This is a genomic window from Enteroscipio rubneri (genome assembly GCF_963929405.1).
Lineage (GTDB): Bacteria > Actinomycetota > Coriobacteriia > Coriobacteriales > Eggerthellaceae > Enteroscipio > Enteroscipio rubneri.
The window spans coordinates 660296-685027 of the sequence record NZ_CAWVIN010000001.1 but is presented as its reverse complement, the minus strand read 5'-3'; the positions used below and the strand labels follow the sequence as shown (position 1 = coordinate 685027).

The window sequence follows — 24732 nt, the reverse complement described above, 5'->3', positions numbered from 1 at the left end:
CTACAGCTCTTCGATAACCTTTGCGGAAACAACGTTGCTCGGCGAGATGAGGATGACGCCGACCGACCCTTCATCGGGAGCATCGACGAAAAACGTGCCGTTCACGGTTTCCCCCATTACGAACAGCTCCTCGTCGTGGATCGAAAGCGCGATATCGACGCCCTCGACACCTTCGAGATACTCCTTGTCGGAGGTCAGTACGACTATGAAATCGACTTCATGCTCGGCGAAATAGGCGATCTGCCGCTCAATGAGGCGGGCAGGCAGCGACTCGAGGACGCTGAGCACGCCGAAGCGATGCGCGCCCTTTTTGAGGATCACGCCTTCCTCGTACCGGCCCGGGTCGTCGGTGTCGAGAGAGAATACCGTCGCGCCCTTCTCCTCGTAACTCTCTTTCGCTTCTGCCGCAGTGACGCCCTTGTGCGTACCCGACAGGTCGCTTGCGGCTGTTCCGCGCCCCGTGCCTCCTTCGGACGCTTTCGCATCCTCCGCATTGACCCCGGAACCACGACTCCTCGAGTCTGCGGCGCCCGCTCCTGCCGCCGGATTGACGGTGGAGCCGAAACCGGCGCCGGATCCTTCACCTGAATGCCCTGCGTCGTCGTCCGACCCCCCTGCCGACAGCAGCCCCGGAGCAGCCGGCTCGTCATCCGCATCCGGCAGCGCGACGTCGGAATCCGCATCGACGGGGTGCTCAACGCCATCGTACACGATGGCGGTATAGCCTTCCATGCTGCCGAACGTGTCGTCGATGTTGGACGCGGCGACGTTCCATGAATGACCGACGAGCAGGTACCATCCGAACCCGCACAGGCTGAGCACGATGAGCCCGGCGAACACCGCCAAGGCTATTTTTTCTCGCGACTGATGAGACAGAGTGGCCATAGTGTCGTAATTATACTCGCACGGCGGAAGACCGGCCGCACCTCGGCATAAGCGACAGAATATCGACAGGAAGTCTGGGGTACGCATCTGAACAGGCACAACACATCCTGCAACAGCGCAGGCAACGCGAGGTCAGACGCCTACACAAGCTTCTCGTAGGCAATGCGCTCAGGCACTCCCCCTTCGGCATGAGCGATGTAGATGGTCCCGCACTGCGCAAAACCCGTCTTCTCGAGCAGTCGGCGCATAGGCTTGTTCCCGGGATGCGTGTCGATGCGCACACTCGCCACACCTCCATCTCGCGACACATCTTCAGCGCAGGACAGCAGGAAAGACGCGACACCTCGGCCAAGAGCGCCGGCATCCACCGCCACGCGATGCACCACGGCATAGCCCGGATCATCCGAGCGGAACCGCGTGAGCCACGCGCCCTCGATCAGATCATAGTCGCTCTCACCGGAAAGCCCGATCATGGCGGTAGCCAGCACACGTCCGGATTCCTCCACGACATAGGATTCGCCGCAGGCGACGTCGCCCTCGATCGCTGCGCGATGAGGGTAGCATCCCTGCCATTGGTCGATGCCGAGCGCGCCCAGCGCCCGGCGGCCGTCTTCAATGATGTCCATGATGCGCTCGATATCGTTTGCCCTCGCTCTGCGAAAGTGCACTGCTACTCGCTTTCTTCTTCCGATCCCGCTGCGCCGCGCGAGCGCGTGCGCAGCAGCCTCTCGTACCCGACGCGCCGCTTTTCGCGTCCCAGCACATCGCGGATCGCCACGATGCCGCAGCGCCGATACCCGTGCTTTTCGAGCAGCTTCTGCATGGGCGCATTGGGCTCGTACACGTCGGCGCGAATGCTCGACCGGCCGCCCGCTCGCGCGATCTGGTCGGCTTTGTCTAGTATGAACATGCCCACGCCGCGGCGGCGTGCCCGGTAGTCCACCGATACCCAATGCAACTCGGCATAGGGCTGCGGCACGGCGTTCGTATCGGTGAGCCAGGCACCGCCTTCAATACCGCGAGCGTAGTTTTTGTCGGGAGAGAACGAGACGGCGAACACGGCTATCAAGCGGCCGTCACCGTCCTCCACAACGTGGGTCGTACCATTCTTGATGCTGTGCATGAGGCGCCTTGATGAAGGATATTTCTTGTTGCGCCCCTCATCGATACCAAGCGCGGCGAACGTCTCATGCCCAACGTCGATCAAGCTCGCCACCCGCTCGAAGTCCTCGCGCACCGCTGGACGCGACGTGTAGTAGCCGAGCACCGAAGCACGGCCCGCGAACAGCGGCGGATCGTCGTAGACCGCACCCGATCCTGGAAGCGCATCGACTGCCGTCGCTTCCGACGTCGGCTTCGGTTCTCGCTCGGTGACCAGGAAGATCATCGCCACAATGAACGCGCAGCCTGCAAGATCCCACACCGAAACGGGTGTCTGCAGCCAGACAAGGGCAAGCACCATCGCCGATACGGGCTCCACGCAGCACAAAAGGCTCGCCTTCACCGGCCCTGCATCGTTGATCCCTTGCAGGTAGAGCATGTAGGCCCCGAGCGTTCCAACCAGTACGATGGCGACGAAGGCGGCAAGAGCCCCTCCCGTCAGCTCCACGGGCATCGACCACGGCTGCACCACGACCGATGCAGCAGATCCGCCGAAGAGCATGGCCAGGCCCGTAACCAGCATGGACCCCCACTTTTTCAGCACCTTGACGGGCATGAGCGTGTAGAACGCGAGGGCAAGAGCCGACACGAGCCCCCACGCGAGCCCTTCAGGCGGAATGGCGAGCGTGTCCGGATCCCCCTGGGTCGCGATGAGGAGCATGCCGCCGAGGGCGAGCACAAGTCCGAGCGCCTCGCGGATGCGCGGCATGCGACGCGACCGCAGGCATACGTAAAGCATGATGAGCACAAGCCCCACCTGCTCGATCGTGGTGCCCACGCCGGCGCTCGTATAACCTATGGCGTAAAGGTAACTCAGCTGGGTGAGCAGCACGCCGAAAATGGCAAAGGCGGCTATCTGGACGAGCGACCGCCAATCGCGGAACACGGCAAGAAGGCCCTTCCAGTTGCGCAGCGCCGTCATAGCAAGGAAGAAGGCGGCTGCGATGACCATGCGCGCGCACGTGATCCAGGTTGCCGGAATCCCGTAGTCGTCCATGAGCAGCTGGGCGCACGTGCCCGAGAACCCCCAGCATATGCCTCCCGCGAGTGCGCACACGACACCGCGCGCCACATGGCGGTTTCCCGTCGACATCGCCGTTTCCGCCACCTTGACCGAACCCTCTTCTCCGCGCGTACGAACCGCTCATCATCAACAAAGCCGACGCATTGTCGCACGATGCGACTCCGCGGTAAAGAGGTTTTGCTCAAGAATCTGGCAAAGACCAGCCCCCCGGCCTTGAAAGAGCACGCGGCATGCATCGCCTGTCGTCGCGCAGGGCCTGGCGATCGTCCCCGGCCAGACCGAGCGCGCGATTCCCGAAGTCCGATCGCCCCGCGCCCTTGGCAGCCTTCCGCGCCTATAGCATGCGCTTCACGAACTGGCCGGTGTAGCTGCCCTCGACCTCGGCCACTTCCTCGGGGGTGCCCTGGGCCACGATGGTGCCGCCGCGGTCGCCGCCCTCGGGTCCCAGGTCGATGATGCGGTCGGCGCACTTGATGACGTCCAGGTTGTGCTCGATGACGAGAACCGTGTTGCCGGCGTCCACGAGGCGCTCCAGCACCTCCAAGAGCTGGCGCACGTCCTCGAAGTGCAGGCCGGTGGTGGGCTCGTCCAGGATGTAGAACGTCTTGCCGGTCTGGCGGCGCTGCAGCTCGCTCGACAGCTTCACGCGCTGCGCCTCGCCGCCCGAGAGCGTGGTGGCGGGCTGCCCCAGGCGGATGTAGCCCAGGCCCACGTCGTGCAGCGTCTGCAGCTTGCGCTTGATGCCGGGGATGTTCTCGAAGAAGGCCAGCGCGTCGTCCACAGTCATGTCCAACACCTCGGCGATGTTCTTGCCACGGTACGTGACCTGCAGCGTCTCGCGGTTGTAGCGTGCGCCGCCGCACACCTCGCAGGGCACGTAGATGTCGGGCAGGAAGTGCATCTCTATCTTGATCTGGCCGTCACCCTTGCAGGCCTCGCAGCGGCCGCCGTTCACGTTGAAGGAGAAGCGCCCCGGCCCGTAGCCGCGCGCCTTCGACTCCTGCGTGCTGGCGAACAGCGCCCGGATGTCGTCCCAGAGGCCTATGTAGGTGGCCGGGTTCGAGCGCGGCGTGCGCCCGATGGGGCTCTGGTCGATGTTGATGACCTTGTCGATCTTGTCCAGGCCGGTGATCTTCTTGTACGTGCCGGAGCGGCGGTGCGCATGATTCACGCGGTTCGCGAGCGCCGGTGCCAGCGTGTCGGTGACCAGCGAGCTCTTGCCCGAGCCCGACACGCCCGTGACCACGGTGAGCGTGCCGAAGGGAACCTCCAGCGTCAGGTTCTTCAGGTTGTTCTCCGAGGCGCCCGTGAGCTTGAGCGACCCGCGCCGCGGCTTGCGGCGCTTCTCCGGGACGGGGATGGTGCGGCGGCCCGAAAGGTAGTCGGCCGTGAGCGAGCCCTCGAACCTCACGATCTCGTCGGGCTTGCCGGCCGCCACCACCTCGCCGCCGTGCTCGCCCGCGCCCGGGCCCATGTCGATGACGTAGTCGGCGCTGCGGATGGTGTCCTCGTCGTGCTCCACCACGATGACGGTGTTACCCAAATCGCGCAGGCGCTCCAGCGTGGCGATGAGCCGCTCGTTGTCGCGCTGGTGCAGGCCGATGGATGGCTCGTCCAGGATGTAGAGCACGCCCATAAGGCCCGCGCCGATCTGCGTAGCCAGGCGGATGCGCTGCGCCTCGCCGCCCGAGAGCGTGGCCGTGGCCCGCTCGAGCGTGAGGTAGTCCAAGCCCACGTCCACCAGGAAGCGCAGGCGCGCCTTGATCTCCTTCACGATAGGACCGGCGATATGCTCCTCGGAGCCATGAAAGGCCAAGCCCTCGAAGTAGTCGAGCGAGTCGGCCGCGCTCATCTCGGTCACGTCATGGATGGACCGATTCCCCACCGTCACGGCCAGGATCTCCGGCTTGAGGCGCTTGCCACCGCACGTCTGACACGGCACGATAGCGAAATACTCCGACAGCTTCTCGCGCTGGTTGTCGGACTGGGCTTCCTGGTAGCGGCGCTGCACGGCAGCGAGCGCGCCCTCCCACTCGATGTACCAGTACGTCTCGCGGCCGTCCACGGTCACGTAGTCCACGCGCACCTTATCGTTGCCGAGGCCGAAGAGCAGCGCATCCTGCGCCTTTTTCGGCATATCTTCCCACGGCGTATTTTCGTCGGTGCCCATGTGCTTGGCCACGGCGCGCAGCACCTGCGGGTAGTAGTTGCCCGTCTTGAACGGCGCGATGGCGCCCTCGGCCAACGTGAGCGAGGGGTCGGGCACCACGAGCGAGGGGTCCACCTCCTCGCGGCTGCCGATGCCGAGGCAGTCCGGGCAGGCGCCGTAGGGGGCGTTAAACGAGAAGTCGCGCGGCTGCAGCTCGTCCATGGAATGGCCGTGCTCGGGGCACGCCAGCGCGAGCGAGAAGATATGCTCGCCGGCGCCGAGGCCACCCGTAGCGCCGCTCGACTTGCCGCCGCCCTCGCCGAGCGGCTGCCCGTCCTCGCCGAGCACCTGCACGAGCACGCGCCCGTCGGCCAGCTTCGTGGCCAGCTCCACCGCCTCGGCAATGCGGCTCGTGGCGCTCTCCTTCAGCTGCACGCGGTCCACCACCACGTCGATGAAGTGCTTGATCTTCTTGTTGAGCGTGAGCGGCTCGGCCTCGAGCTTCACGATCTCGCCGTCGATGCGCACGCGGCTGAAGCCCTCCTTCTGCAGGTCGGCGAACAGCTTCGTGAACTCGCCCTTGCGTCCGGTGACGACCGGGGCCATGATGATGGCCTTCGCATCGGGAGCGAGCGCCAGTATCTCGTCGGTCACCTGGTCGGTGGTCTGCTTGCGAATGACGCGCCCGCACTCAGGACAGTGAGGCACGCCCACGCGAGCGAACAGCAGGCGCAGATAGTCGTATATTTCGGTGGTGGTGCCCACGGTGGAACGCGGGTTCTTCGACGTGGTCTTCTGGTCGATGGACACGGCCGGTGACAGGCCGTCGATGCTATCCAGGTCGGGCTTGCTCATCTGCCCCAAGAACATGCGCGCGTAACTGGAGAGGCTCTCCACGTAGCGGCGCTGGCCCTCGGCGTACATCGTGTCGAACGCGAGGCTCGACTTGCCGCTGCCTGACAGACCCGTGATGACCACGAGCTCGTCGCGCGGGATGATGAGGTCGATGTCCTTGAGGTTGTGCTCGCGGGCACCCTTGATGACGATGGCATTCTGTCCCATGTGGCTTATCGCTCTTTCTCTTCGCGCATCTGCTACCGGCGCCGCGCCTACAGCGCTGCGCGCCGATGGTCGCAAATTAGGCTACCGGGAAACTATCATTTCCGTGCAATCGTCCATTCTAGCGCAGCGAGCGGAAAGAGCCCGCGAAAACATCCGTTCGTGTCCGAGCGTTCAAACGATGCGCACAATTCGTTCGATGGCAGATCGCGCGGGATTCTTCGGCTTATGTACAGCGCGCCCTTTATTCAGACGGCGGAGCACCGTCACGCAAGCGAGCCCGCTCCACCATTTCATCGAGGGGCAGCGCGGGGGCGTACAGGTAGCCCTGGAAATACGTGCAGCCGAGCATCTTCAGCACATCGCGCTGCTCGGCCGTCTCCACGTACTCAGCCAGGACGGAGAAACCCAGCTGCTCGGAGAGATCGGCGATGGACGAAACGATCTCGGCGTAGCGCTCGTTCTCCATGACGCCTTTCGCGATGGTTCCGTCAAGCTTCACCACGCTGAACACGCTTGTCTCAAGATACTGGAACGACGTTCGCCCCATAGAGAAGTCGTCGATTGCGAGCGGCATGCCGGCATCCGCCACGCGCCGCAGAAGGTCGTGCGCGCCCTCGTCCCAGCGCAGTGCCTCACGCTCGGTGGCCTCCACCACCACACGCCCCGCATCGAGACCGCTCGCACGAAAAGCGTCGATCATGAACCCGACCGCCGCCTCGTCCTGCAGCATCGAGGCCGTGGCGTTCACGCTCACGCGAAAGCCGAAGTCGAGCTCCCCCGCATGCGCGAGAGCCTCCAAAACCCGCGCATCTTCGATCGCCCGCTCGAATACGGCGCGTTCCAGCCGGTTGACGACGCCTGCCTCCTTTGCTAGCTCGATAACGAGCGGCGGATACAGCATGCCGTACACGGGGTGTTCAAGGCGCAGCAGCGCCTCGGCCCCTGTTGAGCGCCCCGTCGCGTCGAACTGGGGCTGGTAGCGCAGCTCGAAGGCGCGCTCGGCCACCGCACGGCGCACGTCCTCCGAAAGCGAACGGGCCACTCCTCCCAAGGCGCCCGGAGCCGCGACGAGCGCGCGCTCGCGCCCGGCGCGTTCATCCTCTTGGAACGACGCGAGCAGCGAGGCGTATTCCACTCGCGCCCGGTCGTCGGCCAGTTGCTCGTAACGACGTAGGAATGGCAGGTAGAGCACTGCTCCCAGCGCGATGCAGACGAGCTGCAGCACGGCTCCCGCAGGCGAACCCGTGGCCACATAGCCCCCGACAAGCGGCGGAGTCGTCCACGACACGTCCACCATAACGGGCGGCACGAGACCCGTCGCAGTCGCCGCATATGCCACGACAAGGTTCACCATCGGCACGATGATGAACGGCACGAACAGCGCCGGATTCCACACCACCGGCAGACCGAATAACATGATTTCCGAGATATTGAAGCACATGGGAATCGCGGCAAATGCTGACAGGCGCCGTGCGCTTCGCCGCCTTCCGAAAACGAGCATGGCGATGAGCAGCGACAGGAGCGCGCCCGCCCCTCCGATCGAAGCGAATACGTCAAGGAACGTCTTCGTCACGATCTGCACAGGCTCGCCGCCAACTGCGAGCGCAGCAGCATTGGCCGCCGTGCCCGGCACGAACACGCTCTGCGCCACGCCGTCGAGCATGTTGCCCCCGTGAATGCCGAAGAACCACATGACGTTGTTCATGAACAAATAGAGCAGGCCGCTGCCGAGGGTGGCCGTAGCCAGCGGGAAAAGCGCGCTCACTCCCCAGAAGAACGCCTCCTCCACGCAGCTCGCCCCAGTGAGCGCCGTCGCACCGACGTTCACCAGGCTGAATAGCGCAATCACCACGGCGATGGGGAACAGCCCCGTGACGGCCTGGTTGAAAACGTTGTCGATGCTGTCGCCGTAGAGCCGCGGCGCACGTCGGAGGTTCACGAGCCGACAGTACAGAACCGACGATCCAAGCCCGCACACGATGGCGATGAACAGCGAACGGGTGCTGAGAACGACCAGATCGAACCCCGCCGTGCCAAAGCCCACCGACATGAGGTAGGCCGCGAGCGCGGCGAATGGAGCTCCCTGAATGAAAAACGCGCCGAAGCGCTCGGCGTAGGCGTTCGCGTAGCGCAATGCCACAGCCACGGCTACGTAGAGCGAGAATATGCCCATCGTGGCATCGTAAACAAGGTGGAGCAGGCCCTCGACCTGCGGTGCACTGCCGAGCAGTTCTTGGTACGGTTCGAGCGGGAGATTCAGCAGGATGAGGCAGAACGAACCCACGAGCAGCACCGGAATGGTGAGGATGAGGCCCTGGCGGATGGCCTGGAACGCCATGACCCCTTCCAAACGCGCGAACTGCGCGTACACCTTGTCGAGCATGCCCGCCCTTCCGTCACCTCGTTCCGCTCTCGGTCAAAACCTGCACCGATAGCCTTCGGCAACCATTGTACCCCGAATAGGCACGGCGCGCAGCGCGGGCGGATACGTTCGGAAAGCGGATTTCGATCCGGTCGGCGCTTTAGCGAGCGAGTCGCATGGCGAACGAGCGACGCCGATCTGCACGCGGCCCAACAAGTGGAACACGAACCACGAGCGCGCGTCTCGACAACGCCGCCAGCTTCTACCGGCCCAGGAGATGGCGAACCGCTGCCACGGGATGCTTCCCGAGCATGCGCGGACCCGCATAGCGCATGACGGCGCAAATCTCATCGCGCTTGTCGGTCGTATAGCAGTGGTTGCCACACTTCTCGCAAGAAGTCTTGGCCTCCATGCGGCGACATCGTTCTGTGCGCAACACAGCATAGGCGTCCACGTCTGCACAGGCAGGGCATACGGCCTCGCCACAGTGCGCGAGCTCGCTGCGCGCGTTCCCATCATGGTTGCCTGCGCAATACAGCGCCACCATCTGGGAGATGGTGCGCTTCTCGCGGGCACGCCGCTTCGCCGTCCTCGGTGAGTCTTGCATAACGCGCATAATAGCAGAGCATACCATTTCGCGAGCATGAAGACACACGAATGGCTCGAACTTCCGGGGGTTTACCCGCTTCGGCGAAGCGGGGCGGAGTATACTTGGAGCGGTTCGGTGCGAACCAGGGGGTACGACCCCGACCTTCAAGGGAATGGCGGGTGCTCAGCGTCAGGAAAGAGAGGGCTGGGACGTGGAAGCGACAGCGCAAGCGCTCGACGAGAAGCAGGTCTCGGACGAAGCTCCGAGGCCGCAAAAGCTCACTATACGGCATGTCCTCGCAGTGGGCACCGGCGCGCTTTTGTGCTTCTCCTCCTCCGCTATCGTGTTCAATACCTGGTCGATCTTCGTCGTGCCTGTATCGACGGAGCTGGGAATAGCTTCCAGCCAGTTCACCGTGCTTATTACCATTATATTCCTGAGCTGTTCAGTCATGGCTTCTCCTCTGGGCAACCTCATGGAAAAACTCGACCTCCGCATCGTACTCTCCGTATCGGTCGCCCTTTGCGGCACCGGCGTACTCCTCTGCTCCCAGTGGACCGAGATCTGGCAGTTCTACCTGTCCGGCGTCCTCGAAGGAACCGGCGTGGTGGCCCTCTCCTACCTTGCATCGCCGACGCTCGTCAACCGATGGTTCAATTCGCACATGGGCGTGCTCGTAGGCATCTGTGTGGCCATGATGGGCGTCGGAGGCGCCGTTTGGAGCATGGTGGGCGGCGTCCTCATCGGCGATCTCGGCTGGCGCAGCGCGTACCTTGTGCTGGGCGGCGCCGTGCTCGCGCTCGGCCTGCCCGCCACGCTGTTCTGCATCCGAAGCTACCCTTCCGACATCGGACTGCAACCCTATGGCGAGGCGGAGCGAGTCGGCGCCGACGAGGGAATGCAATGGGGCGTCTCGGCCAAGAAGGCGTTCCGCTCCCCCGCATTCTATCTGCTTGCTCTCACCATCGCGCTCTTCAACGGCACCGGCCAAGCTGGCAACATGCTTCCCACCTACGTCTACCACCTCGGCGACACGGGACTGGCGGACATCACCCCCGCGCTTGCCGTGATGGTGGCCTCGGCGGTGGCTATGTGCATGCAAGCCTCCCAGGCGGTAGCGAAAGTATGCCTGGGCGCCATCGCGGACAGGAGCATCGTGGTGGCTCTGTGCGTCGCCTGCGCCTGCGGCTTCACGGGAACCGTGTGCTGCTGGCTGGGCTACAGTTCCACCGCGCTCATCTATACGGGATCAGTCCTGTTCGGAGCACTGTACGGGGCCACCAACGTGCTGGGTCCCACGATCGCGCGCCATCTGTTCGGTCCGCGCGAATACACCAAAATATACTCGCGCATCGCCGTTTTCATCAACATCGCGCCCGCCATCAGCGTCACGCTCTTCGCGACGCTGAGCGAGATCGGATGGGATCTGGAGTTCGCAACGGTGCTGGGCATTATCGTCGCGATCCTAGTCATGGGGATCGTCACGATGCGCCTTGGAAAGCACTTGGAGCAAACGCTTGAGCGCAAGCCGAGCTAGAAACGCTGGCGGCCGGCGTTTGCGGCCGCCAGCGTTTCGCATGCGCGCCTTTCCCTACCCCACGAGCTTCTTCCCCAGCGAGGCGCGGATGATACCCTTGCTGGCGAAGTACGTGACCAGCAGATACGCCCCGTACACCACCGCCACCAGCACGCCGGTCATGAAGGCGGGCTCGAGCACCGACACCCCGAGCTGGCCGAGCACCGCGTCGCTGATGACGCTCACAGCGCACACCGTGTGGCACACGGCCAGCGAGAGCGGCACGAGAAAGTACACGAGCACCTGCGCGCGCAGCGACCGGACGATCATGCGGCGGTCGCAGCCGATCTCGGCGAGCACCCGGTAGCGCGGCAGCGAGTCGCTCGTCTCGGACAGCTGCTGGATGGCCAGGATGGCCGCCGTGGCGATGAGGAACACGAAGCCGATGTAGAGCGCCAGATACGAGATCATCAGGTTCATGCCGCCCGACTGCACGAGCACCTCCTCGGCCGTGAACGACAGCGTCACGGGCCAGGGCTTCGGGCTGAACTTCCAGCCGGAGGCCGCCACCTCCGGGTTGGCAGGAGATGCGTCGACGAGCACCTGCTCGAGCAGCTTGTCGCCTTCGGCCCGGTCCGTCTTGTACATGAGGTTGAGGATGCTCTGCTCGGGCGCGGCACCTTGAGCACGCAGGCCGGCGATCACCGCGTCGGGCACGATAAGCTCAGCCCCGCTCGCGGAGAACGTGGTGTCCTCCATCGGCTGGCTGCGCAGCTCGCCTGTGGACTCGAGCACGCGCCCGCCTGCGACCACCGTCTCGCCCGAACGCGCGAGCGCCTCCGAGAGCCCCTTCATGGCGTCGAGCGTGTTGTTCACCGCGTAGCCGTCCTCGCCCACGTCCACGGTCGGCCGGCCCGCAAGCTCGGCGAGCGCGTTGAACTGCGAGACGCCGATGAGGGTGACGCCCTGGTTGTGCAGCGCCTCGTTCTGCTTCGCATTTCCCGTGCCCTGGCCGTAGCGCTCCATAAGCTCGCCGTAGGACGTCTCGTCGCTCACGAAGGCGTCGATCTGCGCCGCGCGCTCCACCAACTCATCCCACGCCGGCGAGGAGTCGGCCAGCTTGGCGGCGATGTCCCAGCCGTAGGCCTCCGCGTCGGCCGTCACGGCGGCCGCCTTCTCGTCGGCAACCTTCTGGTACTCGCGATCCTCCTCGGTCATCTGCGCAAGCTCCTGGGAATCGTGCGTGCCGCCCTGGTTCAGGTACACGTTCGCCGTGAGCGTGGCGTCGTAGATCGTACCGTCCTCGATGTTGCCGCTAAAGGCGCGCGCCAGCCCCATGCCGGTGGAGAACACGGTGAGCGAGAAGAACAGCATGATGCATACCACCGACAGCGACACGAACGCCGTGTTCACCTTGCTGGCTATCTGGCGCATCGTGAACATCATGAGGCCCTTGAAGTACACGCCGCGCGTGCGCTCGATCACCGCGATGGCGAAGCCGGCGAGCGACCAGAAGAGCAGAAACGTGCCGACCACCATGAGCGTCGTGGCCTTCCAAAACCCGTCGTCGAACTCCAGAAGGCCGTTTTCGACGAGCGTAGCGTACGCCCACGTGATCAGACCTACGGCCGCAACGAACCCGGCGAAGCTAATCCACGGGTTGCGTACGCGGAAGCGCGCGTTGCGGCTGCGGGCTGACAGCAGGTCGATGAGCTTGTAGCGGCGGATGGACACAGTGTTGAACAGGGCCGTCACCGCGAAGATGATCGCGAAGCACATCAGCGTGAGCAGGAAGGCGTCGAACGAGAAGATGAAGCGGTACTGCGTCATCTCGATGTTGAACAAGCCCGCCGTGACGAACGACATGCCCTGAGACAGCGCGAACCCGAGCGCCAGGCCTACCACGAGCGACACGAGGCCCACCGCCACCGTCTCCATGAGCACGATGGCCGACACGCTGGCGGGATTCATGCCCAGCACGAGGTACGTGCCGAACTCCTGCTTGCGCCGCCTGATGAGGAAACCGTTCGCGTAGAGCACGAGGAATCCGAGCACGCAGGCGATGAGCACGCTGAACATGCCGAGGAACTGCCCCGTCATCTGGAACACGCCCGCCGACGCTTCGTCCTCCAAGTCGAAGAGGATGGACTGGCTCGACACCGAATTGAACGCGTAGAACACCGCCACGCCGAACACGAGCGTGACGAAGTACACGCCGTAGTCCTTGACGGAGCGGCGGATGTTGCGGAAGGCCAGTTTAGCAAGCATCGCGCACGTCACCGCCCAGGAATGTGACCACTTCCATGATGCGCGCGAAGAAGTCCTTGCGCGAGGTGTCGCCCTTGCGTATCTCGTTGAACACGGCACCGTCCTTGACGAAAAGGATGCGGTTCGCAAACGACGCAGCGTAGGAATCGTGCGTCACCATCATGATGGTCGCGCCGAGAGAGGCGTTCATCATCGAGAGCGTCTCCAACATAACGGTGGCGCTGCGCGAGTCGAGCGCGCCCGTAGGCTCGTCGGCCAGCACGAGTTTCGGATCGGCCACCATGGCGCGTGCCGCCGCGATGCGCTGCCTCTGGCCGCCCGACATCTGGTAGGGGTACTTCCCCAGCACTTCGGACACGCCGAGGGTGGCCGCGATGGCATCCACCTTGGGCTTCACCTGGCCGGTGGGCTCGCCCTTCACCGTCAACGCGAGCGCGATGTTCTCGAAGCCGGTGAGCGTGTCCAGCAGGTTGGAGTCCTGGAAGATGAAGCCCAAGTCGTCGCGGCGGAACTTCGCGAGCGCACGGGAGCGCAGGCCCGTGATGTCGCGCCCGTCGACAAGGATGTGGCCGCTCGTCACGGTGTCGATGGTGGCCACGCAGTTGAGCAGCGTGGTCTTGCCGGAGCCCGAGGGCCCCATGATGCCCACGAACTCGCCCGGCATCACATCGAAACTCACGTTGTTCAACGCGTGCGTGATGGAATCGCGGTTGCCGTATACCTTCTCGATCTGACGTACGGACAACATCGACTCGGATCCGTGTGCAGCCTGCATGGCGGCCGCTCTTCCGACAGCCGACGGTTGAGGGGTTGCGTAGACTTCGGTCATAGCCCTATCTCCTTCTCGCATGTTTGCCATGACGATACTACGCACTCACCGACGGCGGCGCCATCGCTTGCGCTTACGCAATACTTACGCTTTTGAAAGGTTGGTAGCATGAACCGCTTGCGCGCATGAGCGGCACGTGCCGCCGGAAGGAAGGCCTTGCACAGCTCCCGTCGCTCATCTGCCGGCGATAACGCGCGGATCGGCGCCTTGGCGGAAGGGGCCTGAGCCTTACTTCCTTATATCATACGCCCGCCGATCATGCGGAAACGTCACCAGAACCCGCGTTCCCGAACCCTCTTCAGACGCGATCGCCACGCCAAGCCCCATCTTCTCGCACAACTGGGCCACAAGATACAATCCCATGCCCGTCGAGGCTCCCTGCTTACGGCCGTTGACGCCCGTGAATCCCCGATCGAAGACGCGCGGCACGTCGGCAGCAGGAATGCCGTATCCATCGTCGGACACCTCGAGCACCGTGTGTGCGGCGCTCGTACCCTCGCCTTCGATGCGCGACGAGAATCCTATCCGCACGGCCCCATACTTCGCAGCATTGACGATAAGCTGGCCGAGCACGAAGGACAGCCATTTTTCATCGGCGAACACGCGCTCGCCGTCGGGCACCCGAATGTCCGGCGTCGCGCCCTGCTCGATAAGATACCGGGCGTGCTTCTTGCACGACTTTCGCACGCATACTGCCAGATCGACTTCGCGGATCGCGTAATCACGTGCGAGCGATGTCGATCGGGCATAGTACAGAGCCTGCTCAACGTACGCCTCGATGCGGTCGAGCTCGCCTTTGAGCCGGTTCGCCTCGGAACCGTGCGAAGACGCGCTTATCAGACAGGCGGCTGCGATGGGCGTTTTGATTTCGTGAATCCACAGCTCGATGTAGTCGCGGTACGACTCCGCCTGGTCACGATAACGCGTCACCTCGTCCGCCGCTGCCTTGCTCGCAGATTCGATGGCCTCGAAGGTGAGTCTTCCTTCGAGAAACAGCGGTTCCTCGAGCAAGGACGGCATGAGACAGGGCTGGGTTAGCCGAGCCGCCAGTTCGCCCAACTCCCGGTAGAAACGCCGTATTCGAAGGTAATCCCACAAAAAACCGCCTGCTCCGCTCAGGACGACGAACAAGGACAGCAAGACAGCGGCATCCGTGCCGGCACCCAGAGTCGCCACGGCAGACCCGATCGCCAGAGCGCAGATCAACACGATGCAGACTGCCGGCATGCGATCCTTCAAGTAGGCCACCGGCGTCATACGGCAGCAGAGTTTCTCGCCGGTACGGCGCCCGGGGCCTCCAGCAGCATGGCGGGCCACGCGGCCGGCTGCACATGCAAGCACGCGGTGCTCATACGAGATACCCCTGACCCCGCCTCGTAATCAGGTAGTCGGTCACGCCCGCCTTCTCGAGACTCTTGCGAAGCCGGTTGATATTTACCGTCAGCGTGTTGTCGTCGATGAACGCGTCCGACTGCCAGAGCTCATTCATAAGCTCCTGGCGCGAGATGATAGTATCGCAGTTCTCCATAAGCAGGCGGAGGATCTTGAATTCGTTGCGCGTGAGCTCGACAGTCCGTTCCCCGAACTTCACCTCGCTTTTCGCCAAGTCGAGCGTCACCCCGCGATGCGTAATGGACGACGCGGACTCCGAACGGGCCGTCCGCCGGAGAACCGATTGGATACGCGCGAGCAGGATAGCCGGATTGTACGGCTTTGTCACGTAATCATCGGCGCCCAGGTTCATGCTCATGAGTTCATCGAACTCACTGTCGGACGAAGTAAGCATGATGACGGGCACATCGCTTCGCGTGCGCAACCCCCGGCAGATGGCATGGCCGCTCACGCCGGGAAGCTTGAGATCGAGAATGACACAGTCGGGAGCTGCCGCGATGATGTCGTCCACCGCAGCATCGTACTCAACCGTCGTCTCACAGGTGAATCCTTGCAGGTCAAGCAGGCGCGCAAGCTCCTCGCGCAACGATGCGTCGTCTTCGACGACGAATACCTTGGACATGGTCCTCCTCGCAATCGCATCGCACAAGACGTCAAAACAATAATGACAGTCGTCGAACGCTTCCGTAACCATACTATGGCACGCCACCATCGCGCGAAGCAACCCGTAACCGTTTCGTCATCGACGACCGCGGCCGCCGGAGGTCCCGCCTCTGCGGTCTTTCGAGTAGGTGCCGGGCAATGCCGGGCACGGCGTCTTGTCGCTGCGGAAATAGCGCAGCAGGAAGCTGACACCGGCCACGACCAGCGCAAGCCCCAGTCCCGTGTAGAAAAACGCAATAAACCAATCGGGCACCAACCCCGAAGCACGCAGTCCGATGCCCACCGCCATCATGATCGCCATCATGAGGTAGCCCTTACGGTCGAAGAACTTGAACACGTAGGTTCTGTCCTCGTCGAACCCACGGATGCGCTCGGCATGTTTGCCCACCATCTTGGTAAACACGAACACGTGGAACAGTACGAACACCGCCAATGTAGCGCCCACGAGAGCCCAAACAAGCCATCCGGTTTCCACCAGGTAGGCCGTCAAGCCGATGAACGCGATATTCAAGCCGGCCACGCTCCACACGATGCCGGCGATAAGCAGCAGCTTCTCCGAAGATACTTTCAACAACCGCATGCCCGACTCCTTTGCAATGCGCCGGTTCAAAAACGACGACGGGGACGCCCCTCCGATAAAGGGGCATCCCCGCATTATAGGTTCCCAAAGCTGAAAGGCAAGGGAACGATCCGAGACCCTTCGCTAACGGGACTGCTCGCCCGCTTCGAAGGGAAGATTATCGATCTCGATAACAGCCGGCTTAAAATCGGCCCCTTCGCCTGTGCCTTTCATGGCGATCACAGTATCGACCGTAAGCGTCGTGGGATCGAGCATGGCACCAGAACCGTCCGTGATCTCGACTCCGGTCCGATCGAACGTGATCTCATCTTGGCCCATCGTGAAGGAACCCTCGTCGTCACCGTTCGGCTGGTCCACCTCGCCGAGAACGACCGTCACCTCATCGCCGTTCACGGCCATGACCTGACCGTATTTGACCACTTCGGCAGCTTCGCCCATCGTGTCCTGCTGCTCGGTCGTTGCGCCTTCCGTCGTCTGTCCTTCGGACTGCGCCTCATCGGCGGCACAGCCGGACATGAACGGCACGATGGCAAGCGTAGCGGCCGCAGCGCACGCGAATGCGCGCATTCTCTTTTTCATGGTCCTCCCTTCGTCGGATCGCGCGCCGCGAAGATCGGCGCGCCGCTATGGCGCCGCCCATTGTGACCGAGAAGGGGTAGGCGAATCGGCACAGGAAGCAACCGTCAGGCAGCGGTCACGGTGCCGCTACCTGTGCGCCATGACTGGTACGGCACTCAGCTGCGAGGATGAGCCTGAGCATGCGCCGTTTTGAGGCGGTCGGCAGACAGATGCGTGTATATCTGAGTCGTGGACAGGCTCGCATGCCCGAGCATTTCCTGTACGCTACGCAGATCGGCGCCTCCTTCGAGCAGGTCGGTGGCGAAGGTATGGCGCATAGTATGAGGCGATAGCGTCTCATCCAATCCGGCAGCGCGCAAAGCGTCTTTGAACATCTTTCGCATGGCATCGGTGCCCATGCGGTTGCCGCGTGTGGACACAAAGAAGAATGCGCATGACCGGTCCTTCAGAAGATGCGGCCGAGCGACCGTCGCATAAGAACGCATTGACGAAACAGCCATGGCGTGCAGGGGGATGATGCGCTCTTTCGAGCCTTTGCCGAACACCTTGACCTGCGCGCATGCCAGATTAACGTCCGCTTCCAACAGACCTGACGCCTCCGACACGCGCGCACCGCATGCGTATAGAAACTCAAGCAAGGCCTGGTTGCGCATATCGGCATACGACTGCTCGCGGGGATGCCCCTCCGCATCGCGCTTGCCGTACACCGATAATAGCCTGACCATGTCCGACGCCTTGATGACGCGCGGAAGGCTTTTGGGCTGCTTGGGCCCCTGCAGCACGCTCGCAGGATCTTCGTCCGTCGTTCCGGTCACATTGAGCCAGCGGTAGAAGCCGCGCAGGGCCGAAAGCCTGCGGTTGATGGTTGTGCGCGAATACTGTGCTCGGTCGAGCTCTCCCAGGTAGCGCCGCAATTGTCGATGGGTAGCGATCAGGGGGTCGACGCCCTCGCGAACCGACCAGCGAAGGAAGTCCTCAAGATCGATCCGATAGGCCCGTACCGTATGAGCCGACGCATTGCGCTCGAAGCGCAAAACATCGCAGAAGCCGTCCACCAGCGCGGCCATCCGGGCATCGCGCCCGGTCTCGGTAGCGGCGCCCTCCTTCCGATCACGCTCCATCGCATCTCCCTTGCGCGCCTCCAGCCGACGCATGCAAGAGCAGATCCGCATTCGCAAGTTCGTCCTCATAGACGGCGAGGGCGCGCGAGCCGCGCTCGGCATATGCCCGGTAGCGCTCCCGCTTGTTCCGGATGCGCTGCTCGAACGGCGGGAGAATGCCGAAGTTGACATGCATGGGCTGATAATCGACCGTGGCGGGATCAGTCGCATAGGCCAAAAGCGCTCCGAAGGCCGTCTCGATCGGCAGAGAGGGCGCAGCGCGCCCCTTCAGCAAGGCCGCGACCGAGACGGCTGCATGCAGTCCGGAGCGAATGGCCTCGCAATATCCTTCAGTCCCCGCAATTTGGCCAGCAAGGAACACCGGTACGCCGATCGCAGCGGCGCCGGAAGCGCGCAGCCTCAGATCGGGCCCGAGCAGACGGGGCGCGTCCACGAAGGTGTTGCGATGCATCACACCATAACGGGCGAACTCCGCATGCTCCAATCCGGGTATCATGCAAAAAACGCGACGTTGTTCGGGAAACGTCAGGTTCGTTTGGAATCCGACGAGGTTGTAGCTCTCGCCGTGCGCATCCTCCGCCCGCAGCTGCAGCGCCGCCCACGGACGACGACCCGTGCGGGGATCTGTGAGCCCTACCGGTTTGAGCGGACCGAACCGAGGCGCGTCGGGACCCTTGCGGGCTATCTCCTCGATGGGCTGGCACGCTTGGAACAGATCGCGCGATTCGAAGTCGCGCTGCACGACGCGCTCCGCAGTCACAAGCGACGAGATGAACGCCTCGTATTCGGCACGGGAAAACGGCGCGTTGAGATAGTCGCCCGCTTGCCCCCCGTCAGCATCTTCGTAGCGGCTCTGGCGAAACAGCTTCGACCCATCCAGCGAATCGGCCATGACAATGGGCGCCGCAGCATCGAAGAAGGCCAGGTGCTCGGCGCCGGCCGCCTCGGCAAGTGAGGAGGCCAGCGCATCCGAGGTCAAGGGTCCCGTGGCCACAACGAGCACGTCCGCTCCGCGCGCAGCCTCTCCGAGATTCAAGGCTTCGTGCCGCACCAGATCAATGGAAGGGTGCTCCTCTACGAGCGCGGTGACCTCGCGAGCGAACGCTTCGCGATCGACTGCGAGCGCCCCGCCCGCAGGCACGGCGTTACGCAGCGCGACCGCGTACAGACGCGATCCGAGGCGTACGAGCTCTTCCTTGAGCATGCCGGCTGCGCTTTCGAACTTGGTGCTCTTGAGTGAATTCGAGCAGACGAGCTCGGCACAGCTCCCCGTTGCGTGTACAGGCGTGCCGACGGCTGGCCGCATTTCGACGAGACGCACGCGCACGCCCCGATCCGCCAACTGCAGCGCAGCCTCGCTCCCCGCGAGGCCCGCACCGAGGACGGTCACCCTGGAAAATGTCGTTGTTCGTGGCATGCCCGTAGGATACCAAAGGGTATCGCCCGATGCGGCGGGATCGGGAAAAAGACCGCCGACGAGCGCAAGAGGCGACCCTCCACCGCACCGGGCCGGCATCCTCAGCATGGTCCCCAACGCCCGTCGGGATAACGAGCGATTGCGCCGGCTCCCTCGGCCCGCACAAGGCGCTCCATAAGCCATTCGCGCGCATCGATCCTGCCGCAACCGGCACGCGCAATCTCGTAAAGCTCCTCCATGTTGAGAGCTTGGGCGCGCAGCGCTTCCACGATCGGATCATCCGGGCCATCCGCCTTCGCAACGGCGGCAGTTTCGCCAAAGGAGGATACGCACTCTTGCTTCAGGCAGCCGAACAGCGAGAACAGGGCGTCCGCGAACGCCTCGTCGTCGACAATGGGCGTTGCCCCTTGGTAGAGCAGACGGTTCGCGCCCCGCGACGAAGCCGATGTGATTGCGCCCGGCACGACGAGCACGTCCCGATCCGCGGCGAGCGCCTCGTCCGCGGTCGAGAACGTGCCCGAAGGCAAGCCCGCTTCCACGATGAGCGTGGCGCGGGCAAGCGATGCGATCAACCGGTTGCGCAGGCGGAATCGATACGGAAGAGGAGGCTCATCCCATGCATGCTCGGACACCACAGCTCCTCCTGATGCGACAATCTGCCGGAACAAACCCTCATGCTCGGCCGGGTACGGACGGTCGCATCCTCCGCCTAAAAACGCTACCGTGCGACCCCCTGCCTCCATAGCGGCTCGATGGGCGGCCGCATCGCAGCCTCGCGCCCCGCCCGATATCACCACCACGCCGTGCTCGGCGGCTGCACGTGCGAACCGCGCGGCGCACCCGAGTCCGTACGGAGTCGATCTGCGCGCACCGACAATGGCGATCCCTTCCTCAAGAGCATCGACCGCACCAGCCACGTACAGGCGCTCAGGCGGATCGGCTGCTCGTTCCAAAGCAGATGGATAGCCCTGGTCCGTCCGCGCGAGCACCGTACGCGGCCCACCCGATCGTTTTGACAAGTCTCCCGCACTCGGCGGACTCACTCCCAACCGAGAATCCGTTCGCATTCCGCTCATAGCTCCCCCTGCCTCGACCTGAAGCCAATCGCTTCGCACAGATCAGCTCGTCTGACGCGCGAGCGCTCCTCCATATCTGCCACGGTGCGCGCCAGTGCAAGCGTCCGCATAATGGCGCGGCCGCTCATGCACGAGCGTTGCGCCGTCGCTTTAAGGAACTCCTCGTCCTCCGAGGAAAGATCGCAGGCACGAACCAGCTCCTCGGTCGTCTCGCGACGCGAGCCGGTGCCTGCCCGAGCGCGGCGCCATGAGGCGTACTCCCGCGCTTTCAGCACAGCGCGGCGCAACTCTTCAGAACTCGTACCGCGCCCCGTGGCAAGAACTTCTCCGGGCGGTATGCGGCGCACCGCGATATGCACGTCGATACGGTCCATAACAGGTCCGCCGATCCGGCCCTGGTAGGCGCGTATCTGTCGTTCCGAGCACGTGCACTTCTTCTCATCGTCCCCAAAATAACCGCACGGGCAGGGGTTCGAGGCGGCTACGAGCATGAACCGAGCAGGAAATTCGACATTGCCGTCGGCGCGGGTCACCGTTGCCTTGCCAGATTCGAGCGGCTGCCGAATGCCCTGCAGCACCGATGGCGAGAATTCAGCCAGCTCGTCAAGAAACAAGACGCCGTTATGGGCGAGCGATATCTCGCCGGGGCGCGGAGGGGATCCCCCGCCCACAAGCCCCGCGAGGCTCGCCGAATGATGCGGCTTGCGAAAAGGCCGCACACCGTGAAGTGAACGATCGTAATTCTCTCCGGCAACCGAATGCACCACCGCCGTCTCGAGAGCCTCGCTTTCCGACAGCGGCGGCAGGATGGAGGGCAGTCTAGAGGCAAGCATGGTCTTGCCTGATCCGGGAGGCCCCATCATCAGCACTCCGTGCCCTCCTGCCGCAGCTATTTGCAGGGCTCGCTTGGCCATATCGTGCCCTGCAATATCGCAGAAATCGGAAGACTCGGCTCGTATCTGCATCTTCTTCCCCACAGCACGGGGAAAAGGAGGGGTGCGGAAGTCCGCCAGCGTGCGCGCGCAGCGCAACTCCAGCCTCCCAAGCGCACACGACCCCTCTTCGACTTCTGCGCTTACCAGCCCGACCCCAAGCATGCGCGCGCACAGCGCATAGGCAAGCAACCCGGCGACAGGTCGCACGGCGCCCTCGAGCGAAAGCTCGCCGACGAAGAGCGCGCGCTCGAGCGCGGAGGGATCAACTTGTCCTGTGGCAACCAGAATACCCGCAGCGATAGGCAGGTCAAAACCGGAACCTGTTTTACGCAACGCTCCCGGAGCCAAATTCACGACGATCTTGCTTGCCGGCATGGTGAACCCGCACGAACGCAGGGCCGCCTTCACCCGTTCGCGCGATTCCTGCACAGAGGCATCAGCCATGCCGACGATGGCAAAGCCGGGCACGCCGCTCGAAACCGCCACCTCCACATCCACCGGCACCGCCTCCACACCGCGCAAGGTGGCGGCCTGCACGAGGCATCGGCCCTTCCCGCTCATGCCGCGCCGAACGCATCGATATGGTGGCGGATCATCGCACGATCGGGCGCGATCACCACGATCGCCACAATATCGAAGCGGATGGGAACGTCGACCACGTCGCAACCCTGTAGATACAGCGCCGCTATTCGCTCGTAGCGCTCGCGCTTCGAGGCGTCCACAGCCTCGGACGGCATTCCTTTCTCGCAGCTTGAACGCGTTTTCACTTCCACAAACACGATCGTTTCGCCGTCACGTGCAACGATGTCCGCCTCGCCGGCCGCACACGTCCAATTGCGTGCGACTATCTCATATCCGCGCCGCTCGAGGAACCGTGCCGCAGCATCCTCGCCGCGACGGCCCAGCTCGGCGTTTTGCCTACCGATCGGCTTGCGCTTGACGGGCTGCTTGCGCTTCCGCTCGCAGCCCGGCCGCCCTGCGGAGCCCTCCTGCTTTCCAGATACCTTTTCCGCCGTCGCAGCTTCCTTCATAATCATCGCCCCTTTCGTCTCCGAGGCCATGATACGCAGCTATCCTGACGCCAAGATTGCTGGCATCCAGCAGGTCAACGGCGCATATCGACCTTCTATCATGCGCAGGGGCCACACAAGCCTTGCGAGGCGCGAACGCCTTCCCTGCGCGATTTCAACGCAGAGCTGACAAAAATCTTGCGCGCTTCCAGCGGCGTCCTCGAGCCATGGGCAAGGAGCGCCCAACCCCGTACCCACGCAGCGGCGCGTGGAAGCGGCGCGTTAGAACAGCGTCGGCTGGACGAACGCCGTGCAGAATGTGGCACGGTGGATGGGCGTGAGGCCGTAGCGTCTGATGGCCTCGATATGCGCTGGGGAGGCATAGCCTTTGCACGCATCGAAACCGTATTCGGGATACTGCTCGGCGTAGCGGCACATGAGGGCATCGCGCTCGACTTTTGCAACGATCGAAGCTGCGGCGATAGAGGCGCAGCATCCATCGCCCTTCACGACGCTTACCTCGCGCGGATCGAGACGCAACGGGTTCCCATCGAGCAAAATGACATCGGGGCACGCCCCCGCCTCTTCGATGTGCGCAACAGCGCGGCGAAACGCCAGGACAAGCGATGCGGTCATGCCGCAGGCATCGATGTCCGCAGCCTCCACGTATTCGACGGTCCAAGCGACGGCGACCTGCTTCACGATTGCAGCAATGCGTTCACGCGCTTCGGGACGCACCTGTTTAGAATCGTCCAAACCTTCAACGGCCGGCTCGAGCGGCAGCACGACGGCGCCCACCGCAAGCGGCCCCGCCAAGGGGCCGCGGCCCACCTCGTCAAGACCAACCACTACCCCGGCACCGCGGCCAGCCGCCAGTTCGCGCTCATAGGCATACAAGCGCGCCACACGCTCGCGCTCGGCGCGCTCGCCTGCAAGACGCCTGCGAGCAACTTCGACGGCCTCGCGCACGCCTCGTCGCGTGTCGGCCACGAGCGCGCGCTCCAGCACGGCAAACTCGCGCTCTCCTGCTTCCTGCAGCCGGCGCTTGATATCGGCCACTGTGGATCCCATGCGCTCTCATGCCCCCATTCGTCCCGTAAGCACGGGCCGCTATCTTATCTTGCCCATGATACCAAAACGCAGCTTCCTCGAAGCCGCAGCAGCGGCATGCGAAACAGCCTATGCAGCAATCGGGCCAGATGCGGAATGCCCATGCACCCTGCAAGCCGCCGCCAAAGCGCGCTCGAGCATCCTTTCGCCTGGGAGACGACAAGCTGCCGAGACCCAGGACGGCAAAAAGCCTCCTGCGCATCGGCATCCTCCTCCGCAGCGAAAACGCTAGGCTGACGAAGAAAGGAACCCGATACGAGGAGGCTTTGCGACTCCGGTCGAACCTCGGCACACGGAGCGACGGCGTAACAACTCCGTCGAAACGGATCGGTCGAAAACCGAGCCAAAACTAGCGGAACGCCTTCTCCTTGATCTTGGCGGCCTTGCCCACCTTGTCGCGCAGGTAGTAGAGCTTCGCACGACGAACATCGCCGTGGCGCGCGACCTCGATCTTCTCGATCTTCGGAGAATGCACCGGGAACGTGCGCTCCACGCCCACCGAGAAGCTCATCTTGCGAACCGTGAACGTTTCACGGCTCGATGCACCCTGGCGACGAATGACGTCGCCCTGGAATACCTGGATGCGCTCCCGGTTTCCCTCGGTGATACGGTAGTGGACCTTCACGGTGTCACCCACGTTGAACTCGGGGAGGTCCTGCTTGATCTGCTGTTGCTCGATGGCGCGAATGATATCCATGGTCCGTTCCTTCGTATATGTTCAGTGAAACCTCGTGCACGCTGTCTTGGAAAGACACGATTGGATAGTATACCGCCCAAGTAACCATCTTGCAAGGGGAAATCTTGGATACCGTCCCAGCTTGGCAGGCGCGTCCGTATAGCGGCCGAACGCTTCCGCTGTTTGACACTTTCGATGATGTGTCAAACAGCATCTGCGCATTATTAGACAATACTCCGCCCACGTCGACCAAGCCCGTTTCCAAGCGCGACACGGCCAGGCTTGACGCGGTAGAATAGAAGCACGGAGTCGTACCGCCCATCGTTAA

General features: G+C 63.4%; 20 protein-coding genes. 1 reads left to right on the top strand and 19 read right to left on the bottom strand.

Annotation, left to right across the window (positions count from 1 at the left end; all coding sequences use genetic code 11):
• The 6 genes from ABGT83_RS02985 to ABGT83_RS02960 all read right to left on the bottom strand — a co-directional run bounded on the left by ABGT83_RS02985 (position 1) and on the right by ABGT83_RS02960 (position 9250).
• Positions 1 to 840 (bottom strand): alcohol dehydrogenase, encoded by an 840-nt coding sequence (locus ABGT83_RS02985; protein ID WP_239926365.1) that lies wholly within the window; start codon positions 838 to 840, stop codon positions 1 to 3.
• Between the two features lie 185 nt (positions 841 to 1025).
• On the bottom strand, positions 1026 to 1511 hold the full coding sequence (locus ABGT83_RS02980) for a GNAT family N-acetyltransferase (protein ID WP_239926323.1): 486 nt from the start codon (positions 1509 to 1511) through the stop codon (positions 1026 to 1028).
• Between the two features lie 44 nt (positions 1512 to 1555).
• Positions 1556 to 3139, bottom strand: a complete 1584-nt coding sequence (locus ABGT83_RS02975) for a GNAT family N-acetyltransferase (RefSeq protein ID WP_103264499.1) — start codon at positions 3137 to 3139, stop codon at positions 1556 to 1558.
• 265 nt (positions 3140 to 3404) lie between these two features.
• Positions 3405 to 6281, bottom strand: a complete 2877-nt coding sequence (uvrA, locus tag ABGT83_RS02970; protein ID WP_346685827.1) for an excinuclease ABC subunit UvrA — start codon at positions 6279 to 6281, stop codon at positions 3405 to 3407.
• Positions 6282 to 6522: 241 nt separating this feature from the next.
• On the bottom strand, positions 6523 to 8664 hold the full coding sequence (locus ABGT83_RS02965) for a PTS sugar transporter subunit IIC/EAL domain-containing protein (RefSeq protein ID WP_346685826.1): 2142 nt from the start codon (positions 8662 to 8664) through the stop codon (positions 6523 to 6525).
• Positions 8665 to 8905: 241 nt separating this feature from the next.
• A complete protein-coding gene (locus tag ABGT83_RS02960) occupies positions 8906 to 9250 on the bottom strand; it encodes a nitrous oxide-stimulated promoter family protein (protein ID WP_103264650.1) in 345 nt (114 codons plus the stop codon).
• A gap of 193 nt (positions 9251 to 9443) precedes the next feature.
• Here ABGT83_RS02960 and ABGT83_RS02955 point away from each other — a divergent pair, with 193 nt between their 5' ends.
• Entirely contained in the window at positions 9444 to 10769 is a 1326-nt protein-coding gene (locus ABGT83_RS02955) for an MFS transporter (RefSeq protein WP_346685824.1), read from the top strand.
• A gap of 54 nt (positions 10770 to 10823) precedes the next feature.
• On the opposite strand, the gene ABGT83_RS02950 is transcribed toward ABGT83_RS02955, so the two are convergent.
• The 13 genes from ABGT83_RS02950 to rplS all read right to left on the bottom strand — a co-directional run bounded on the left by ABGT83_RS02950 (position 10824) and on the right by rplS (position 24425).
• On the bottom strand, positions 10824 to 13016 hold the full coding sequence (locus ABGT83_RS02950) for an ABC transporter permease (protein ID WP_346685822.1): 2193 nt from the start codon (positions 13014 to 13016) through the stop codon (positions 10824 to 10826).
• Complete coding sequence (locus tag ABGT83_RS02945) at positions 13006 to 13845, bottom strand: ABC transporter ATP-binding protein (RefSeq protein ID WP_103264494.1); 840 nt, start codon at positions 13843 to 13845, stop codon at positions 13006 to 13008. Before ABGT83_RS02945 ends, ABGT83_RS02950 begins: the two co-directional genes overlap by 11 nt.
• A gap of 228 nt (positions 13846 to 14073) precedes the next feature.
• Positions 14074 to 15072 carry a sensor histidine kinase gene (locus ABGT83_RS02940; protein ID WP_346685820.1) on the bottom strand — a complete coding sequence of 333 codons (999 nt, stop codon included), beginning with the start codon at positions 15070 to 15072 and terminating at the stop codon, positions 14074 to 14076.
• A gap of 121 nt (positions 15073 to 15193) precedes the next feature.
• The gene (locus ABGT83_RS02935; RefSeq protein ID WP_103264492.1) at positions 15194 to 15859 is read right to left on the bottom strand and encodes a response regulator transcription factor; all 666 of its coding nucleotides are present in this window, start codon (positions 15857 to 15859) and stop codon (positions 15194 to 15196) included.
• Positions 15860 to 15976: 117 nt separating this feature from the next.
• Positions 15977 to 16480 carry a hypothetical protein gene (locus tag ABGT83_RS02930; RefSeq protein WP_103264491.1) on the bottom strand — a complete coding sequence of 168 codons (504 nt, stop codon included), beginning with the start codon at positions 16478 to 16480 and terminating at the stop codon, positions 15977 to 15979.
• A gap of 123 nt (positions 16481 to 16603) precedes the next feature.
• A complete protein-coding gene (locus ABGT83_RS02925; protein ID WP_103264490.1) occupies positions 16604 to 17059 on the bottom strand; it encodes a hypothetical protein in 456 nt (151 codons plus the stop codon).
• Between the two features lie 155 nt (positions 17060 to 17214).
• A complete protein-coding gene (locus ABGT83_RS02920) occupies positions 17215 to 18126 on the bottom strand; it encodes a tyrosine recombinase XerC (RefSeq protein ID WP_418762849.1) in 912 nt (303 codons plus the stop codon).
• A 43-nt stretch (positions 18127 to 18169) separates the two neighbouring features.
• Positions 18170 to 19570: a methylenetetrahydrofolate--tRNA-(uracil(54)-C(5))-methyltransferase (FADH(2)-oxidizing) TrmFO gene (gene trmFO, locus ABGT83_RS02915; protein ID WP_346685818.1), complete on the bottom strand. Its 1401-nt coding sequence runs from the start codon at positions 19568 to 19570 to the stop codon at positions 18170 to 18172.
• A gap of 128 nt (positions 19571 to 19698) precedes the next feature.
• Positions 19699 to 20664 (bottom strand): DNA-processing protein DprA, encoded by a 966-nt coding sequence (gene dprA, locus ABGT83_RS02910; protein WP_103264648.1) that lies wholly within the window; start codon positions 20662 to 20664, stop codon positions 19699 to 19701.
• A gap of 5 nt (positions 20665 to 20669) precedes the next feature.
• Positions 20670 to 22169, bottom strand: a complete 1500-nt coding sequence (locus tag ABGT83_RS02905) for a YifB family Mg chelatase-like AAA ATPase (RefSeq protein ID WP_346685817.1) — start codon at positions 22167 to 22169, stop codon at positions 20670 to 20672.
• Complete coding sequence (locus ABGT83_RS02900) at positions 22166 to 22639, bottom strand: YraN family protein (protein WP_239926315.1); 474 nt, start codon at positions 22637 to 22639, stop codon at positions 22166 to 22168. Before ABGT83_RS02900 ends, ABGT83_RS02905 begins: the two co-directional genes overlap by 4 nt.
• Before the next feature lie 261 nt (positions 22640 to 22900).
• Positions 22901 to 23689 carry a ribonuclease HII gene (locus tag ABGT83_RS02895; RefSeq protein ID WP_103264486.1) on the bottom strand — a complete coding sequence of 263 codons (789 nt, stop codon included), beginning with the start codon at positions 23687 to 23689 and terminating at the stop codon, positions 22901 to 22903.
• A 388-nt stretch (positions 23690 to 24077) separates the two neighbouring features.
• Positions 24078 to 24425: a 50S ribosomal protein L19 gene (rplS, locus tag ABGT83_RS02890; RefSeq protein ID WP_103264485.1), complete on the bottom strand. Its 348-nt coding sequence runs from the start codon at positions 24423 to 24425 to the stop codon at positions 24078 to 24080.
• Between the last annotated feature and the right edge of the window lie 307 nt (positions 24426 to 24732).